Source organism: Streptomyces reniochalinae, from assembly GCF_003323735.1.
In the GTDB taxonomy this organism is placed as follows: Bacteria; Actinomycetota; Actinomycetes; order Streptomycetales; family Streptomycetaceae; genus Streptomyces; species Streptomyces reniochalinae.
Genome location: NZ_QOIM01000032.1, coordinates 140,718 through 157,050 on the forward strand (window position 1 = coordinate 140,718; position 16,333 = coordinate 157,050).

A 16,333-nucleotide genomic window follows, 5' to 3' on the forward strand; every position below is an offset into this window, starting at 1 on the left:
CCACCGGATTCACGGGTCGATGTCGGCGGCGGAGCGCTCCTCGAAGACCCGCATCGCCTTGCTGGTCACCGGTCCCGGCGCTCCCGCGAGGGCGCGCCCGTCCAGCCGGGCGACCGCCTGAACGTCGCGCAGGCTGGAGGTCACGAAGATCTCCTCGGCCCGCTCGAGCGCCTCCATGGGCAGCTCCGTCTCCCGCGCGCCGGTCCATTCGAGGACGAGGGCGCGGGTGATGCCCGCCAGGCAGCCCGACGTCAGCGGCGGGGTGTGCAGTTCGCCGTCGAGGACGAGGAAGACGTTGGAGCCCGTGCCCTCGCACAGCTGTCCGTGCGTGTTGGGGAACAGGGCCTCGGTGGCGGCCTGTTGCCTGGCCCGGGCCAGGGCCACGACGTTCTCCGCGTAGGAGGTGGTCTTCAGCCCGGTGATCGCGCCGCGCTCGTTGCGCGTCCACGGGACGGTGACGACGGAGGTGACGTCCGGCCTGCGGGCGGCCTCACCGAGTGCGACGACGAGCGTCGGGCCCGCGTCGCCGCGGTCCGAGCCGAGCGGGGAAAGACCACCCGTGTAGGTGATCCGCAGCCGTCCGTAGGGCATCGGGTTCGCCGCGACGACCGCCTCGCAGGCGCGGCGGACCTCGTCCTGGTCGGGCTCGGGCAGGCCGAGACCGCGCGCGGAGGAGGCCAGCCGGTGCAGATGCCGGGTGAGGGCGAAGGGGGTGCCCTCGGAGGTCTTGACGGTTTCGAAGACGCCGTCGCCGACCGTCAGTCCGTGGTCGAGCACGGAGACGTTCGCGCTGTGGGCGTCCCGCAGGCCGCCGTCGAGCCAGATTTTCACTGCTGTTCACCTCAGGGAGCCTGAAGGGGACCGCTTCGTCACCGTGCGTGCACGCTCAGGTGTCCTCGCGCACCCGCCTGCCGTGGCGCGGCCTCGTCTTCCTCGTACTCCCCCGACGCTACCGCGAGCAGCCGGGAAGCCTTCAGCTCGGTCTCCAGCCACTCGGCCTCCGGATCGGAGTCCCAGATGATCCCGGCGCCCGCGCCGAAGCGCAGCAGGGCGCGCGGGTGCTCGCGCTCGATCCAGAACGTCCGTATGCCGACGGCCAGCTCGCCGACACCGCGGTCGGCGTCGACCCATCCGATGCCGCCGGTGTAGGGGCCGCGCGGCGCCGCCTCCAGCGCGTCGATCAGGCGCAGGGCGCTCGACTTGGGCGCCCCGGTGATGGATCCCGGCGGGAAGGTGTCCTCCAGCAGCCGTGCCCACGGCCGCTTCGCGTCCTTAGGCAGTTCGCCGCGGACGGTGGAGACCAGGTGGACCAGCCCGCGGTACGGCTCGGCCGAGCACAGGTCGGGGACGGTGACGGAGCCGGGGACGCAGACCCGGCCGAGGTCGTTGCGGACCAGGTCGGTGATCATCACGTTCTCCGCCCGCTCCTTGTCCCCCAGGTCGGCCGCGGAGCGGCCCGTCCCCTTGATGGGCCCGGACTCGACGGTGCGGCCGTCCCTGGCCAGGTACAGCTCGGGCGAGGCGGTGGCGATCTCGATGCCGTGGGCGGGGAGGCGGACGGTTCCGGCGTAGGCCGCGGGGGTGCCCCGGGCGAGCCGGGCGGTGAGCTGGTCGATGTCGCAGGCCCGCGGGGACGGGTCGGGCAGCGGCGCTGACAGGACGCGGCAGAGATTGACCTGGTAGACGTCGCCGGTGGCGATCGCCGCGCGGATCCGCCGTACCCCCTCCGTGTACGCGGCGTGATCCAGCGAACTCACCCAGTCCTCCGCTGCCGGTCCGCGCCAGCGGCCCGGCACCGGCTCGGGCAGGGGCGCGGCGCGTACGTCTCCGAAACGGGCGCAGCGCAGCCCTCCCTCGTAGTCGGCGACCACGGCCCACCAGCCCGTCGAGTCGAGGGCCTCGGGGTCGCTGGTGACGTCGCGCAGGTCGGTGGCGAGGTGCCCGCCCAAGCGGGCGAGCGGGGTCAGATCGGACACGGCGCCGAGTCTATGGGGGCCGCCTGGCGGCCACGCTGCGGAAACGGAATTTGAGCTGGCCCGGGAATCCGCTAAAGTTCAACACGTCGCCGCGGCGTGCAAGCGCTCCGGAGACGAGGCACCCGGGAGATCACGGTCTTGAGCGGGCGCCTGCGGACGTGGCTCAGTTGGTAGAGCATCACCTTGCCAAGGTGAGGGTCGCGAGTTCGAATCTCGTCGTCCGCTCGATGTGGGGGCTCCTCCCGGGACCCCCGCACTCGGTGGAGTGGCCGAGAGGCGAGGCAACGGCCTGCAAAGCCGTCTACACGGGTTCAAATCCCGTCTCCACCTCCAAGGACGATTAGCTCAGCGGGAGAGCGCTTCCCTGACACGGAAGAGGTCACTGGTTCAATCCCAGTATCGTCCACCGGGTCCGCGAGGACCTCGGGGTTCATCTCGGCCCCACGCGCGGTTAGCTCAGCGGGAGAGCGCTTCCCTGACACGGAAGAGGTCACTGGTTCAATCCCAGTACCGCGCACGGACGATTAGCTCAGCGGGAGAGCGCTTCCCTGACACGGAAGAGGTCACTGGTTCAATCCCAGTATCGTCCACCAGCTCGCCAAGAGGGCCCCGGCCGGTCGGCCGGGGCCCTCTTCGTGCTCTCGCCCGGCAAGAGCACGGGCTTCAGGAGGAGAACAGCATCCGCCCGAAGCCCCCGTGACGGCCGTGGTGCCCGTGGTGGCCGTAGTGCCCGTGCGAGCCGTGGTGCGGGGCGCCCCAGGCCGGACCCGACGGATACGCCTGCCCGGCGGGCGGCGGCGGAGGTGGTGCGGACTGCGTCCACTGCGCCTCCATCCTGGTGATGGCCTCCAACTCACCGTAGTCGAGGAAGATTCCCCGGCAGTTGGCGCACTGTTCTATCTGCACGCCGCTGCGGTTGTACGTGTGCATGGGCGCACCGCACTTCGGACACATCATTCGCCTGCTCCCTCTCTACCCGTGCCCGGTGGCCGAGAGCCGGCCTCGGACGCCGACCGGTATCCGCCGGGCGGGCACCACCCTACGGCCCCTGAGGTGCGGGGAGTTCGGCCTGGGCGGCAACGGCCGCCATCCGCGCGCAGGCGGCCACGCAGGTCTCCTCCGCCTCGTCGAGGACACGTCCCGCGGCACGCGCCTTGGCGATGCCGAGCGCGGCGCTCTGTACCGTCAACGCGCGCGCTGGTGCGTCCAGCCGGGGCCACGGGTCCTCCTCGGCGAGGCCGCTCCGGGCACCGGCGGCCCGCACGGTGCGCACGTAGGCGCCGAGGAAACGCTCCCACGCGTCGGGCACCAGGAGACCGGTGGCGTACCAACAGGCGGGCCGGGCCAGATCCCAGGCCGGATCGCCGAGGCCGAGGTCGTCGACGTCGATGAGGTGCCAGCCCCCCGTGCCGGCCGGGTGGCGGACCAGCTGCCCCAGGTGGAAGTCGCCGTGGCACACCGTGGTGGCGCGGGGCGGCGGCTCCTCGCCGCGGCACCAGGCGGGCAGCGCTGCCCACGCCCGCTCCACGGTGCGGGCCGCCGCCACGAGGGTGCCTCCCGGGGCGCTCCGCATGCGGGTAACGGCCCGTGCCGCCTTCACCGGGCCCCTCATCGGCGGCAGGGGGCCGGGAAGCCGGCCGGGCACCGGGAGGGGTGCCGCGTGCAGCCGGGCCAGCAGGTCGCCCGCCGCCTCCCAGGGAGCAGCGCCGGGATCGTCCGGGTCCACAGGGCTGCCGTACGGCCAGACGCTGGCGTTCCTGCCGCCGCACACCTCCACAGGACCACCGCGGGGAAGCGGGGCGAGCAGCACGCCCGCGTACTGCTCCGCTGCCGCGACCCCCAGCCGTACGGCGAGCGCCCCGGCCTCCGCGTCCGGATCGTGCGCCTTGGCGACACGGTCCCCGACGCGTACGACCGTCCCGTCGGACCGCTCGGCCAGCACCTCACCGTCCGTGGCGCCCATCAGCCGCGCGAGCGCCCCGCGCAGCGCGGGGCCGGCGGCCCGCTGGTCGGACATCGGCACGGAAACCCCCTCGGCGTCGGAGAACGCCACAGCCTACGGTTCGCCGCCGCGCCCCGGCGCGGTGCACCTGGGCAGAGCCGCTCCCGCGCCGCGGTACCGATGACCCGCTCAGGGGCCACGTGCCGTCACAGCGCGAAGGCCCGGGCAGCTCCCCAGCTGCCCGGGCCTCTCTTGCCGTCCGCCGCACCCCCGTCCCCACGGGGCTGTAACCACCGGAAGTCCCCGACCCGGTCCGCTCCACCGGGCCCGGGGTCCGCTCAGGACCCCAGCATTCCGGCAACGGACGACGCCTGTGCCAGGACCGTCCGACCCCAGCCGGAAACCAGGCCGAGGAGGAGGGCGAGTGGCAGCACCATGGCGGCTGCCACCAGCGGATGGCGCCGCCCGCCGGGACGGGTACCGGGACCGGCCAGTGCCGTCGGCTTCCCCTTCCCTGTGGGCGCCGTGCGCCCGGCGGTGTGCGCCATGATCCGCTCCTGTCGTCGTGTGGGGCGGCGGACGTCTGACCTCGGGGGACGAGTGCTGCGTCCGCCGCTTGACCACCACATTAGGCACCGGCGTGACCTGCGGCGTCATGCGCGCGTACCGACTCGGTGGCCTCCCGCAGGATGACGTCGAGCGGCGCCGCCTACTCCCCAGGGTGGAGGCGCCGTCCGGTTTCCCGGGGTCTTCCCCCAGGGGGTATCACACGGCCGCGCCTCCACGGGTGAGTTCGCTCACTCCGCGGTGCGTACCCCCGGCCCGTCCCGCCCTTCCGCGGGCCGCGGTCGCGACGGAGACGCCGGGTCACAAGGCCCGGCCCCGAGGCCGCAGGCGCCTTCCGCCGTGCCGGCTTTCGCCCCGTCAATCTCCGTACCCGGCCGGTGGCTTGGGGGCGGCGCGGCAGGGCGCACAGGCGCGCGGCCACGGCGCGTTCTGCTGACTGACCACCGCCTGCTGTGCCCTGACATTCCGTCTGGCGCCGCGTGCGCGGCCTATCGTCGCCACGCGTCGGCAGTCCGTAAGCTGTCGTCGTCAGACGGACCGGTCAGCGGGTGGGCCTCCCACCGGGCGCCGGAGGCGGGCCCCGCCCCGCCGGACACCGGAGGTAGGGAACGGACATGGCGATGATGCGGCTCCGGCGAGAGGACCCGCGAGTCGTCGGCTCGTTCAGGCTTCACCGCCGCCTGGGGGCCGGCGGCATGGGCGTGGTCTACCTCGGTTCGGACCGGCGTGGCCAGCGGGTGGCGCTGAAGGTGATCCGTCCCGACCTCGCCGAGGACCAGGAGTTCCGCTCCCGTTTCGCGCGGGAGGTGTCGGCCGCACGGCGCATCCGCGGCGGGTGCACGGCCCGGCTGGTGGCCGCCGATCTGGAGGCCGACCGCCCCTGGTTCGCCACCCAGTACGTGCCGGGGCCCTCGCTGCACGACAAGGTGACCGAGGGTGGGCCGCTGCCCGCCTCGCAGGTCGCCTCGATCGGGGCCGCGCTCGCCGAGGGGCTGGTGGCCGTGCACGAGGCGGGGGTCGTGCACCGGGACCTGAAGCCGTCGAACATCCTGCTCTCCCCCAAGGGCCCGCGCATCATCGACTTCGGCATCGCCTGGGCGACGGGGGCGAGTACCCTCACCCACGTCGGCACCGCCGTCGGGTCCCCGGGATTCCTGGCGCCCGAGCAGGTGCGGGGCGCGGCGGTGACCCCCGCGACGGACGTGTTCGCGCTGGGCGCGACGCTGGCATACGCGGCGACGGCGGACTCCCCGTTCGGGCAGGGCAGTTCGGACATCATGCTCTACCGGGTGGTGCACGAGGAGCCGCAGCTCGACGAGGTGCACGCGGCGCTGGCTCCCCTGGTCCACGCCTGCCTCGTCAAGTCCCCCGAGGACCGGCCGAGCACGTTGCAGCTCTCGCTGCGGCTCAAGGAGATCGCGGCGCGCGAGGCGCGCGGGCTCTCCGAAGGCGGTGAGGCGTCCGGGCCGGGCGGCGGCAGAGCCACGGGCGCGGGGCGGCCCGGTGCCGGTGGGCGCCCGGTGCCCGGCGGGCGGCGTGAGCCGCTGTCGGCCGAGCGGCGGGCCCGCGACCACGCGCAGCAGCGGACGCAGCGGGACGCCTCGGCCCGTGGACGTGACGGGGTGACGGGCGCGCCCCGGGCCGCCACCCCGCGTACCGCCCGCGCGACCGGGGCGGGATCCGCCCGCTCGCGGATGTCGCGGCCCGCGCGGGACGCCGGTTATCCGACGGGGAGCGGGGGGCGCCAAGGCCACGAGCGGGTGGTGCGCCGTCCCGCAGGGCCGCCGCCGCCCCGCGGCGCCGAACGGGGCGGCGCTGAGCGGTCCGGGAGCGGCCGTTCCACGGGCGCACGGCAGAGCGCCGCGCGCGGCCCCCGCCAGGAGGGCGGCGGCCGTCCACGGGCCGGCCTCAGCCCGGCGGCCCGCAGGCGGCGGCTGCTGCGCCAGCGGCTCATCGTCTTCGTGGTGGTCACCCTGCTGGTCGCCCTGGGGATCGCCGCGGCCCAGGGCTGCGAGGGTCCCACCCGCGGCCTGGGCCACGTCACCGAACGGGTGTCCGCGGCGTCGGCGTCGTCCACCGCGGGGCCGTGAGGGCTTCCCGCCCGCTCCAGCCTCTGCGCGCTACCTCGCTATCGCGTAGAAGGCGACGGCGGCGGCCGCGCCCACGTTGAGGGAATCGACTCCGTGGGCCATCGGGATGCGGACCCAGTCGTCGGCGGCGCGCAGGGCGCGTGAGGTCAGTCCGCTGCCCTCGGCGCCCAGCAGGAGCGCCGTTCGCCGGTCGCCGGCCGTGGCCACAGTGTCGAGCGGGACGGCCTTCTCGTCGGGGGTGAGCGCGAGCAGGTGGAACCCGGCGTCCCGCACCGTCTCCAGACCGTGCGGCCAGCCGGCCAGGCGCGCGTGGGGAACGGCGAAGACGGCGCCCATCGACACCTTGACCGAACGGCGGTAGAGCGGGTCGGCGCAGTCCGGCGAGAGCAGGACGGCGTCCATGCCGAGGGCCGCGGCGCTGCGGAAGATGGCGCCGATGTTGGTGTGGTCGTTCACCGACTCCATGATGACGACACGGCGGGCTCCGGCCAGCAGCCCCTCCGGCGTGGGCAGCGGCTTGCGCTGCATGGAGGCGAGGGCGCCACGGTGCACGTGGTAGCCGGTGACGCGCTCGGCCAGCTCGGGGCTGACGGCGTAGACGGGCGCTGGCACCTCGTCGATCACGTCGCCCATGGTGTCCAGCCACTTGGCGGAGAGCAGCATCGAACGCATCTCGTACCCGGCGTGCAGGGCGCGACGGATGACCTTCTCCCCCTCCGCGATGAACAGCCCCTCGGCCGGCTCGCGCCTGCGGCGCAGCTCGACGTCGGTCAGCCCCGTGTAGTCGGCGAGACGGGGATCGTCGGGGCGCTCGACGGTGACGAGCTTGTCCGTCGACGGTTGCTGAGGTGTTCCGGGGGAGGATGCGGTAGCCACGGGCCGATACTGCCTTGTCGCGCTCGAAGTGCCAATGTGTCGTTACCGCCGCGTACGGCGTGGGCTGGGGGCGGTGGCCCCGCCCGGTCACCGCACGCCGTCGAAGCGGAGGTTCACGGGGTGAGGGGTGACGGGCCGTTCACGGGTTCACGGCGACGACGTCGCCGATGACGATGACCGCCGGAGGGCGTACGCCCTCGGCCGCCGCCCGCTCGGCGGCCGTGGCCAAGGTGGCGTCCACGCGGCGCTCCGTGGCCATGGTGCCCTCCTGGATCATGGCCACCGGGGTGTCGTCCGACCGGCCGTGCGCGCGGAGAGCCGCGGCGATCGCGCCGAGGTTCTCGACGGCCATCAGGAGCACGAGCGTGCCGCGCAGCCTGGCGAGTGCCGGCCAGTCCACCAAAGAGCGGGCGTCGTCGGGTGCGACATGGCCGCTGACCACGGTGAACTCGTGGGCGACGCCCCGGTGGGTGACGGGGATGCCGACCGCGCCCGGCACACTGACGGAGCTGGAGATGCCGGGCACGACGGTGACCTCGACGCCCTCGGCGGCCAGTTGCTGGGCCTCCTCCATGCCGCGCCCGAAGACGAAGGGGTCACCGCCCTTGAGCCGCACGACGGCCCTGCCCGCCTTGGCGTGTTCGACCAGGACGGCGTTGATGGCCTCCTGCGCCATGGCGCGGCCGTAGGGGATCTTCGCGGCGTCGATGATCTCGACGTGCGGCGGCAGCTCGTCGAGCAGGTCGCGGGGGCCGAGCCGGTCGGCGACGACGACGTCCGCCTCCGCCAGCAGCCGGCGGCCCCGTACCGTGATCAGGTCGGGGTCGCCCGGACCCCCGCCGACCAGGGCGACGCCCCCGGTACGGGGCCCGCGCTGCCCGGTGACGAGGGTGCCGTCGCCCAGACGGGCGACGATGGCGTCACGTATCGCCGCCGACCTGCGCGGATCGCGGCCCGCCGCGCCGTGCACCCCGCTGGTGAGGACGGCGACGGTCAGGCCGTCGCTGCGGCCGGTCGCCGGCGTCCAGGCGGTCCCCTCGTCCGCGTCGTCGGCCCGTACGCACCAGACGCGGCGCGACTCGGCTTCCGCCGTGATGGCGGCGTTGACGGCCGGATCGTCGGTGGCGGCCAGCGCGTACCAGGCGCCGGCCAGGTCCCCTTCCCGGTAGCCGCGGCGCTCCCAGGAGATCTCCCCGCCGGTGACCATCGCCTCCACCGAGGGCGTCACCCGCGGGGAGACGACCGTGACGTGCGCACCGGCCGCCAGCAGCGCGGGCAGCCGGCGCTGGGCGACACCGCCGCCGCCGACGAGTACGACCCGGCGCCCGGCCAGGCGGAGTCCTACGGGGTAGGCGGGGGTGGCGGCGTCGCCGGGGTTCACAGGCATCGGGGACGGCATCCTTCTCGGGGTCGGGCCGACTCGCGGGGCCGAGCCGACGACGAGCCGCTGCGGCGGTGGAGCGGCCGGGACGGAGGGGCAGGGGAACAGCCTATGCGGGACCGACCGGTGCGGCTGTTTTGCAGGTCACCGACGGGCCACCCACCCGTCGCCGACCCCGGCCGGAACGGCCGCGCAGCGGGTGGCACCGGCGCGTGGCGGGACGCGGCGGAGCCGGGATACCGGACCGAAGGGGTCGGGTGACGGGCGCGGACGTCGTCGCGCCCGGCATCCGCTCCTCGCGGTGCGGCGGGCGGGGCCCCTCGGTGGAGGGGTCCCGCCCGGACGGCGGAGGTCAGCCCTTCTCGGTGACGCCCGCCCCGTCGAACGTGGCCACCTCGTGCATGGCACGGGCCGCGCTCTGCACCATCGGCAGCGCGAGCAGCGCGCCCGTCCCCTCACCGAGCCGCAGGTCGAGATCGACCAACGGACGCAGCCCCAGCTTGGTGAGGGCCGCGACGTGACCGGGCTCGGCGCTGCGGTGCCCCGCGATACAGGCGGCCAGCGCCTCGGGCGCCACCGCGCGGGCCACCAGCGCGGCGGCACCCGCGCTGACGCCGTCGAGGATGACGGGCGTCCGCAGCGAGGCGCCGCCCAGGATCAGGCCGACCATCGCCGCGTGCTCCAGCCCGCCGAACGCCGAGAGCATCCCGATCGGATCGGCCGGGTCCGGCTGGTGCCGCTCCAACGCCCTCCGGACGACCTCGACCTTGCGTGCGTGCGTCTCGTCGTTGATGCCCGTACCACGCCCGGTGATCTCGGCGGGGTCCGCTCCCGTGCAGGCGGCGATCAAGGCGGCGGACGCCGTGGTGTTGGCGATGCCCATCTCGCCGGTGAGCAGCGCGCGATTGCCCGCCGCCACCAGGTCACGCGCCGTCTCGATGCCGACCTCCAGGGCCCGCTCGACCTCTTCGCGGGTCAGCGCGGGCCCGGCCGTCATGTCGGCCGTACCGGCACGGATCTTGCGGGGCAGCAGGCCCGGCTGCGCGGGCAGTTCCGCGGCCACGCCGACGTCCACGACGCAGACCTCCGCACCCACCTGGTTGGCGAACGCGTTGCAGACCGCGCCCTGGGCCAGGAAGTTGCTCACCATCTGCGCGGTGACCTCCTGCGGCCACGGCGTGACGCCCTGCGCGTGCACCCCGTGGTCCCCGGCGAACACCGCGACGGCGGCGGGCTCGGGAATCGGCGGGGGGCACTTGCGGGAGAGGCCGCACAGCTGCGCGGAGATGATCTCCAGCATGCCGAGCGCGCCGGACGGTTTCGTCATCTGCTTCTGCCGCTCCCACGCCTCACCGAGCGCCTTGGCGTCCAGGGGGCGGATGGTGCCGAGCGTCTCGGCGAGCATGCCGGTCGGCTCGGCGCCGGGCAGCGCACGCCGCCCGTACGACTCGTCGTGCACGACCCAGGAGAGCGGACGCCGCTTCGACCAGCCGGCCTGCATCAGCTCCGGCTCCTCGGGGAACTCGTCGACGTACCCGACGCACAGGTACGCCACGACCTCCAGGTGCTCCGGCAGTTCGAGGGCGCGCACCAGCTCGGGCTGGTCGAAGAAGCTGACCCAGCCCACGCCCAGCCCCTCGGCCCGCGCCGCCAGCCACAGGTTCTCCACGGCCAGCGCCGAGGAGTACGGCGCCATCTGCGGCTGCGTCTGACGGCCGAGCGTGTGCCGGCCCCCGCGGGTGGGATCGGCGGTCACCACGATGTTGACCGGGGTGTCGAGGATCGCCTCGATCTTCATTTCCCTGAACTTCTTCGCCCGGCCCTTGGGCAGCGACTTGGCGTACGCGTCACGCTGCGCCTCGGCCAGCTCGTGCATCGCCCGGCGGGTCTCCTCCGACCGGATGACGACGAAGTCCCAGGGCTGCGAGTGCCCGACGCTGGGCGCGGTGTGTGCCGCCTCCAGCACGCGCAGCAGCACGTCGTGCGGGATCGGGTCGGACCTGAAGCCGTTGCGGATGTCCCGCCGCTCCCGCATCAGCCGGTGCACGGCCTCCCGTTCCGCTTCGGCGAACCCGGGGGCGGCCTCCGGCTCCGGGACCACGGGGCCCTCCGGGGTTTCTTCCGGGGGTCCTCCCGGGAGCACAACGCCGCCGGACGGCTCGGGCCCCGGCGCCGACGCGGCAGCGTCCTGGTGTGTGGGCGCTCCGGCCTCCTGCCCGGTGGGCTGGGCACCGTCGGTGCCGGCCTCCGAGCCATCGGCCTTGTCGGTCTCGACGGCCGCGGTGGGCTCGACGGCCGTGCCGGTCTCGACGGCCGCGGTGGAGGGCGCGGCCTCCTCGGTGGAGGCCGTGGCCGATGCCGCGAGGACGTCGGTGTCCGGGCCGGGCGCCTCGTGCGGTGCGGGCTCCGCCTCGGCGGCGGAGTGCGGCACCTCTTCTTCGACGGGCTCGGCAGGTGCCGTTGCTCCGGCCGCCGTCGAGTCGGCGTCCTGCCCGGACGCCTCCGCGGGCACGGGCACGGTCTCTTCGCCGGCGCCCGACGCCTCAGCTGCCGCGTCCGCCTCCGACGTCTGGCGGCGCATGGACGTTTCGCCGCTCGCGGACGCGGCGGCAGCCTCGGGCGCCTCGGCAGCGGCGCTCTCCTGCGGCTGCGGCTGTGACTCGGGCTGCGGCGTCACAGGCCCGCAGGGAGCGGAAACCGGCGCGTCCGTACCGGCGTCGGTGGCGGACGCGGGTGCCGTGGTCTGCTCGGGGATACCGGCCGAGGCCTGCGGAGGCCGAGCGCCGGTCTCCTGGCTCGCGCCCTGGTTCATCGGCGGTGTCCCGGACGGGGTTTGCGCGGCGTCGCCCTGCTGGGTCTCGGGCTCGCCCCCCTGCGCGGGCACCGTCGCCAGTCCGCCCGGCCGGGTCTCCTGGCGCGGTCCGGGCACGGTCGCATCGCCGGGCGCGGTCGCGTCGCCGGGCGCGGTCGCATCGCCGGACGCGGGAGCGGGAACGGAAGCGGGCTCGACCGGCGCCTCCGCCCCGGCGGCCTCGGCAGCCACCTCGGTCTCGCGCGTGGCGGCCTCCGCGTGCGCACCCGTCTCGCCCGCCGCGGCGGCTTCGCCTGCTGTGGCCGTCTCCCCGGAAACCGGAACCTCGGCCGGCACGGGCGCCCCGGTGGACACGGGCTCCTCCGCAGGCACCGGGGCCTCAGCGGGCACCGGGGCCTCGGTGGAAGCCGGGCCCTCGGCGGAAACCGAAGTCCCGGTGGACACCGGGGCCTCACCGGACGCGGGCGCCTCAGCGGGCGCCGGGGTCTCACCGGGCGCCGCGGGCTCGGCGGGCGCGTCCGCAGAGGCAGAGGCGTCCGCAGAGACAGGGGCACAGGCAGAGGCGTCCGTGGATGCGTCCGGGGCAGCCGGGGCGTCCGGGGCAGTCGGGGTGTCCACCGTGGAGGACGGGCCGGCCGAAGCCGGCACGTCCTGGGAAGTCGGGGCTCCGGCAGCCGTCACCGCTGCGGCCGGTGCCTCGTCCGTCGCCGGCTCCTGCGCCTGCTGCGGCGCGGGAGCCGACGCCCCGTCGGCCTCCACGGGCGCGGGGGCGGCCATCTCGGCCGTCGCCGTCGCGGCTTCACCGTCCGGTGCCCCGTTCGCGAGTTGCCCGGACTGCCCCTGCTGCTCGGCCTGCTCCGGCTCTCCGGGTCGCTCGGGCGGCAGTTGACCGAGCTGCGGGCCCGGCAGCGGCTCTTCTTCCACCGGCTCATCTGCCGGGGCCGAGGGCGCGTGCTGCGCCGGCGCCTGCGGCTCGGTGGGCTGCTCGGGCGTCGGCTGATCCCCCACGGGCTGCGGGCCCGTGGCAGTGCCGTCCGCCAACGGAAGGTCCCCCGCCCCGGGTTCGTCCCCCTGGGGCGCGTCGGACGCGGGCGCGGCGGCGGGCCGGCCGGCGGCGGCGCCCGTACGGCCTGACGGGGCGCCCTGCACGGGCGCGGCCTGCGCGGCGGAAACCTGTGCGGCGGGGCGCTCGGACAGCGGGCGGACGGTACCGGACTGCTCGGGCACCGGCGGTCCGAGGTGCAGGGGGCGGCGCGTCCCGTGGGGCGGGGTGCTGTGGGTGGACGCCTGCGCGGCGTGCTGCTGCTGGGACGGCCGTACGGCGCTCACGTCGAGGGTGCCCGAGTCGCGGCCGTCGGTCTCGTGCGGCCCGGGTACGGCTGCCGTTTCGGCCTCGGGGTACGGTGCTGCGCCCTCCTCGGGCTGAGCCGGCTGCGGCACGGCGCCGCTCTCCGGCTGCGGTGCCTGGACACCTTCCCCGGTGGGCTGTTGCCCCTCCGGCCCGTCGGACTGCGCCTGCGGCTGTCCCTGTGCCTGTGCCTGTGCCTGTGCCTGAGGTTGCGGCTCGTGCGGAGGCGGGCCGGCGTGCGGGCCGGCGGCCTGCGGGCCCGCGCCCTGTCCCGGCTGGGCGTACGCCGCCTCGTAGGCGGCTTCCCGCGGCACGTGTCCGGGCTGCGCGTAGGCGTCGTACCCGTTCGCCGCGTAGGCGTCCGCCGAGCCGTACGCGACGTCCTGCGGGTACCCGTTTAGCGGGTACCCGTCCTGCTGGGGCAACTGGCCGTCGGTGAACGGCTGCTGTGCCGCGTAGGCGTCGGCCTGCCCGTGCGGGTCGTACCCGTGCCCGTAGGTGTCGGGTTGGGGCATCGGCCCGGGCTGCTCCGGCTGGGGCTGGGGCATCGGCTGTGCCTGGCCCTGGGCGTAGTGCTGGGTGTGTCCGTTGTCCTGCGGGGTTCCGGGGCCGGCCGGCGCCGGCTGCTCGCTCCATGCGCCCTGGGCGGAGGGCATCAGCAGAAGGTCCTCTTCGTCGTGGGTGGCGTGGGGGCCGTGGGGAGCGTGGGCGCCGTCCCGTGTCCCGGCGGCGGCCGGGTCGGTGAGGGGGTAGGCGCCGGGCGCCGGGACGTCCGGCCGGCTGCCCGGTTGCTGCCCGCCTGCGTTCTCCGGCAGCCCCTCACCCGGGATCTGACCGGTGTCTGTCATGCGTTCCCCTCGCGCATCGCTGGTGCTCCTTCCAACCCGGCGGACGGGCCGCCGCGCCCCGTAGATGAAGAACGAGCACGCACTCCGTGCGGCACGTGCCTTTCGCCTACACCATCCGGACAATGACGGACGAAGCGTCAACCCCGAACGGTGGCACAACAGTCCATCAGCCTACCCGTCGCCGAGTGCCGCTCCGGCCACGGGTGGGAGAGAAACCGCACTTCGTCGGGGTTCGTCCGGCACGCGTCACAGGGGTTTCAGATACGGACACCGGACAGCAGAAAGACAACGGCCCGTTCGGTTTCCGCCCAGTGCGCCGTCTCCAGTCCGACGGACTGGAGCAGGGCGCACTCGACGGCGTAGCCCCGTTCGGTGAGCGCCCTTCCCAACTCCTCTGCCTCATCTCTGGTGGAGGCGTGAGTGACGATGCGCGTGGGGCGGCGGTCGGCGACCGCGGTGACGGTGGCCGCTCCCCCGCCGCCGACCCGCACCACGTCGGGCTCGGGCAGGTCTTGGAGGATGTGCGGAGCCAGGCCGTGCACGGTCTCCAGTTGGACGCCGAAGCGCCGCGCGGCGGCGTAGCCGTGGGCGCAGGCGTCCGCGTCGCTGTCGACGGCGATGACGGCGGCCCCGAAGCGTGCCGCCTCGACCGCGAAGGCGCCGCTGCCCGCGCCGATGTCCCACACCAGGTCGCCGACGCGCGGTCCGAGACGGGCGAGTTGGGCTGCGCGCAGCTGTACCGACTCGCCGGCGCGCGTCGGGGTGCCGCTGCCCGAGCCGGCGTACTCGGCGACCGGCAGCGCCCAGCCGCGTACGGCCGGCGGGTAGCCGACCTCGTGCCCGGCCAGCCAGGCGGCGCCCTGGGGTGCGCCGGTCTCGGCACCAGCGCCGGTGCCGCCGACGACGATGACGACGTTCGGGTCGCGCCAGGTGTGGTCGGCGACCTTGTCGGAGGTGAGCACGGTCATCTGCTCGCGCTCGGTGCCCAGCGCCTCGCAGATGACGAAGGTGCGGTGGACGCCTTCGAGCAGGAGGGCGAGTTCGGCGGGCCCGGCGCCCGGCGAGGTGAGGACGGCGACCTTCTTGTGGGCGCGGCAGACGTTGACCGCGCGGCGCAGGGTGCGGCTGTTGGCGACGACCAGTTGTGCGTCGTCCCAGGGCATCCCGGCGCGCGCGAACGCGGCGGCGATGGCGGAGACGGCGGGCACGACCTCGACCTCCAGGCCGTGCTCGGGGGCGCGCAGGGTCCGTACGACGCCGAAGAAGCCGGGGTCGCCGTCGGCGAGGACGACGGCGGAGCCGCGGTGGCGGGCGATGCGGCGGGCGGCGAGGGTGGCGCTGCCCAGGCGGATGCGTTCGGCGTGCGGCGGGACCTCGGGCAGTGCCAGGTGGTGCGCGGCACCGGCGACGAGGGTGGCCGCGGCGAGGGCCGAGCGGGCGGCGTCGGTCAGCGGCGAGCCGTCCCACCCGATCACCGTGACGCGGTCGGCCATGCTGGGGGTCTCCTGGCTGGTTCGTGCTCATCGCAGGTCGGGGCCCACTGAGGGTACCCCCTCGCGCGGAAGGCGCGGTTTCGCGCGGGTGCGCAGCGCTGTAGCGCACGGGGCGTGGGGCCTGCGAGGCGGTCCTTCACCAGGCGTGCTGCTCCAGCTGCTCGAAGGTGCCGTCGAGGTCCTCGGGCAGCAGGCTCCAGACGATCAGGTCGGTGCGGATCTCCGCCCAGCCTCCCTGCTGGGGGTCGGGGCGGTCCGTCGCGGGGTCCTCCCATCCTCCCTGGGTCTCGGGCAGGCCGTGGGGTACCGGGCGGTCCCGCTGTCCCTCCGGTTCCGGGGCGCCCCAGTTCTCGGTGCGGGTGCGCGCGATCCAGGCGTTGCGCAGCACGCCTTCGCTGATGCAGCCGAGTTTCTGGGCGACCTGCTGTGCCGCGGTGTTGTCGGCGGCGGTGCGCATCTCGACGCGTTCGAACTTCTGGTCCTGGAAGAGCCACTGGGCGAGCGCCAGCAGCGACTCGGAGGCGTAGCCCTCGCCGCGGGCCCAGGAGGCGGTGGCGTAGACGGCTTCCGCCGAGCGCACCCGCCAGTCGGTGCCGCGCAGCTCGACGGAGCCGACGAGCCGCTGGGTGAGGAGTTCGGTGACGGCGAAGACGATGCCCTCTCCGCCGGTGCGCAGCGCGGGGGCGCGGCGGGTGACGAAGTCGCGGGCCTCGGTCTCGGTGTAGGGGAAGGGCGACGTCATCCAGGCGGTGATCTGGTCGTCGGCCATCATGGCGGTGAGCGCGGGGACGTCCGCTTCCTCGAACGGGCGCAGCACGAGCCGGTCCGTGCTGATCGAGATGTCCGGGAAGGTCGAGGTCATGCGCCGCTCCTACACGTCGGGGTGCACAGCATGCAGCATCGGCACCGTGATGTGCAGCGCCGGGCCCCTCTCGACGGGAGGGGCCCGGCGCTGATGAGAAGACTTGTCGACACGGGGACTTTCCCCGGTTCAGGCCGT

Annotated in this window: 11 protein-coding genes and 5 tRNA genes; 6 read left to right on the forward strand and 10 right to left on the reverse strand. The window is 74.8% G+C overall.

The window, feature by feature from the left end; genetic code table 11:
• Positions 1-9 precede the first annotated feature (9 nt).
• The gene (locus DQ392_RS12870) at positions 10-831 is read right to left on the reverse strand and encodes an aminotransferase class IV (RefSeq protein ID WP_114015710.1); all 822 of its coding nucleotides are present in this window, start codon (positions 829-831) and stop codon (positions 10-12) included.
• A gap of 38 nt (positions 832-869) precedes the next feature.
• On the reverse strand, positions 870-1,976 hold the full coding sequence (locus DQ392_RS12875) for a chorismate-binding protein (protein WP_114015711.1): 1,107 nt from the start codon (positions 1,974-1,976) through the stop codon (positions 870-872).
• Between the two features lie 152 nt (positions 1,977-2,128).
• Between DQ392_RS12875 and DQ392_RS12880 the strand changes: the two genes are divergently transcribed.
• The 5 genes from DQ392_RS12880 to DQ392_RS12900 all read left to right on the forward strand — a co-directional run bounded on the left by DQ392_RS12880 (position 2,129) and on the right by DQ392_RS12900 (position 2,569).
• Positions 2,129-2,201 (forward strand) — tRNA-Gly (locus tag DQ392_RS12880).
• Positions 2,202-2,235: 34 nt separating this feature from the next.
• Positions 2,236-2,309, forward strand: a tRNA-Cys gene (locus tag DQ392_RS12885).
• 1 nt (position 2,310) lies between these two features.
• Positions 2,311-2,382: transfer RNA gene (locus DQ392_RS12890), tRNA-Val, on the forward strand.
• Positions 2,383-2,421: 39 nt separating this feature from the next.
• Positions 2,422-2,493 (forward strand) — tRNA-Val (locus DQ392_RS12895).
• Position 2,494: 1 nt separating this feature from the next.
• A tRNA-Val gene (locus tag DQ392_RS12900) sits at positions 2,495-2,569 on the forward strand.
• Positions 2,570-2,639: 70 nt separating this feature from the next.
• Here the strand turns inward: DQ392_RS12900 and DQ392_RS12905 are convergent.
• From DQ392_RS12905 to DQ392_RS12915, 3 genes are all read right to left on the reverse strand, one after another.
• The gene (locus DQ392_RS12905) at positions 2,640-2,933 is read right to left on the reverse strand and encodes a TFIIB-type zinc ribbon-containing protein (RefSeq protein WP_114015712.1); all 294 of its coding nucleotides are present in this window, start codon (positions 2,931-2,933) and stop codon (positions 2,640-2,642) included.
• Between the two features lie 82 nt (positions 2,934-3,015).
• Positions 3,016-3,993, reverse strand: a complete 978-nt coding sequence (locus DQ392_RS12910) for a phosphotransferase family protein (protein WP_114015808.1) — start codon at positions 3,991-3,993, stop codon at positions 3,016-3,018.
• A 263-nt stretch (positions 3,994-4,256) separates the two neighbouring features.
• Entirely contained in the window at positions 4,257-4,466 is a 210-nt protein-coding gene (locus tag DQ392_RS12915) for a hypothetical protein (RefSeq protein ID WP_114015713.1), read from the reverse strand.
• 633 nt (positions 4,467-5,099) lie between these two features.
• On the opposite strand from DQ392_RS12915, the gene DQ392_RS12920 reads away from it, so the two are divergent.
• Positions 5,100-6,575, forward strand: coding sequence for a serine/threonine-protein kinase (locus tag DQ392_RS12920; RefSeq protein WP_114015714.1), 1,476 nt, complete (start codon positions 5,100-5,102; stop codon positions 6,573-6,575).
• A 30-nt stretch (positions 6,576-6,605) separates the two neighbouring features.
• Here DQ392_RS12920 and DQ392_RS12925 read toward each other — a convergent pair whose 3' ends face one another.
• From DQ392_RS12925 to DQ392_RS12945, 5 genes are all read right to left on the reverse strand, one after another.
• The gene (locus DQ392_RS12925; protein WP_114015715.1) at positions 6,606-7,451 is read right to left on the reverse strand and encodes a TrmH family RNA methyltransferase; all 846 of its coding nucleotides are present in this window, start codon (positions 7,449-7,451) and stop codon (positions 6,606-6,608) included.
• Positions 7,452-7,590: 139 nt separating this feature from the next.
• Positions 7,591-8,838, reverse strand: coding sequence for a uroporphyrinogen-III C-methyltransferase (gene cobA / locus DQ392_RS12930; RefSeq protein WP_114015716.1), 1,248 nt, complete (start codon positions 8,836-8,838; stop codon positions 7,591-7,593).
• 346 nt (positions 8,839-9,184) lie between these two features.
• On the reverse strand, positions 9,185-13,840 hold the full coding sequence (gene cobT / locus DQ392_RS12935) for a nicotinate-nucleotide--dimethylbenzimidazole phosphoribosyltransferase (protein WP_114015717.1): 4,656 nt from the start codon (positions 13,838-13,840) through the stop codon (positions 9,185-9,187).
• Positions 13,841-14,097: 257 nt separating this feature from the next.
• Positions 14,098-15,333 (reverse strand): precorrin-6y C5,15-methyltransferase (decarboxylating) subunit CbiE, encoded by a 1,236-nt coding sequence (gene cbiE / locus DQ392_RS12940; RefSeq protein ID WP_114015718.1) that lies wholly within the window; start codon positions 15,331-15,333, stop codon positions 14,098-14,100.
• Positions 15,334-15,469: 136 nt separating this feature from the next.
• Entirely contained in the window at positions 15,470-16,195 is a 726-nt protein-coding gene (locus DQ392_RS12945; RefSeq protein WP_114015719.1) for a GNAT family N-acetyltransferase, read from the reverse strand.
• Between the last annotated feature and the right edge of the window lie 138 nt (positions 16,196-16,333).

What these genes read in the sequence shown, in the direction of transcription:
- DQ392_RS12905 (WP_114015712.1), bottom strand. Translation starts at nt 2,933, where the DNA reads ATGATGTGTCCGAAGTGCGGTGCGCCCATGCACACGTACAACCGCAGC.
- cobT (WP_114015717.1), bottom strand. Translation starts at nt 13,840, where the DNA reads ATGACAGACACCGGTCAGATCCCGGGTGAGGGGCTGCCGGAGAACGCA.
- cobA (WP_114015716.1), bottom strand. Translation starts at nt 8,838, where the DNA reads ATGCCTGTGAACCCCGGCGACGCCGCCACCCCCGCCTACCCCGTAGGA.
- DQ392_RS12920 (WP_114015714.1), top strand. Translation starts at nt 5,100, where the DNA reads ATGGCGATGATGCGGCTCCGGCGAGAGGACCCGCGAGTCGTCGGCTCG.
- DQ392_RS12945 (WP_114015719.1), bottom strand. Translation starts at nt 16,195, where the DNA reads ATGACCTCGACCTTCCCGGACATCTCGATCAGCACGGACCGGCTCGTG.
- DQ392_RS12915 (WP_114015713.1), bottom strand. Translation starts at nt 4,466, where the DNA reads ATGGCGCACACCGCCGGGCGCACGGCGCCCACAGGGAAGGGGAAGCCG.
- cbiE (WP_114015718.1), bottom strand. Translation starts at nt 15,333, where the DNA reads ATGGCCGACCGCGTCACGGTGATCGGGTGGGACGGCTCGCCGCTGACC.
- DQ392_RS12910 (WP_114015808.1), bottom strand. Translation starts at nt 3,993, where the DNA reads ATGTCCGACCAGCGGGCCGCCGGCCCCGCGCTGCGCGGGGCGCTCGCG.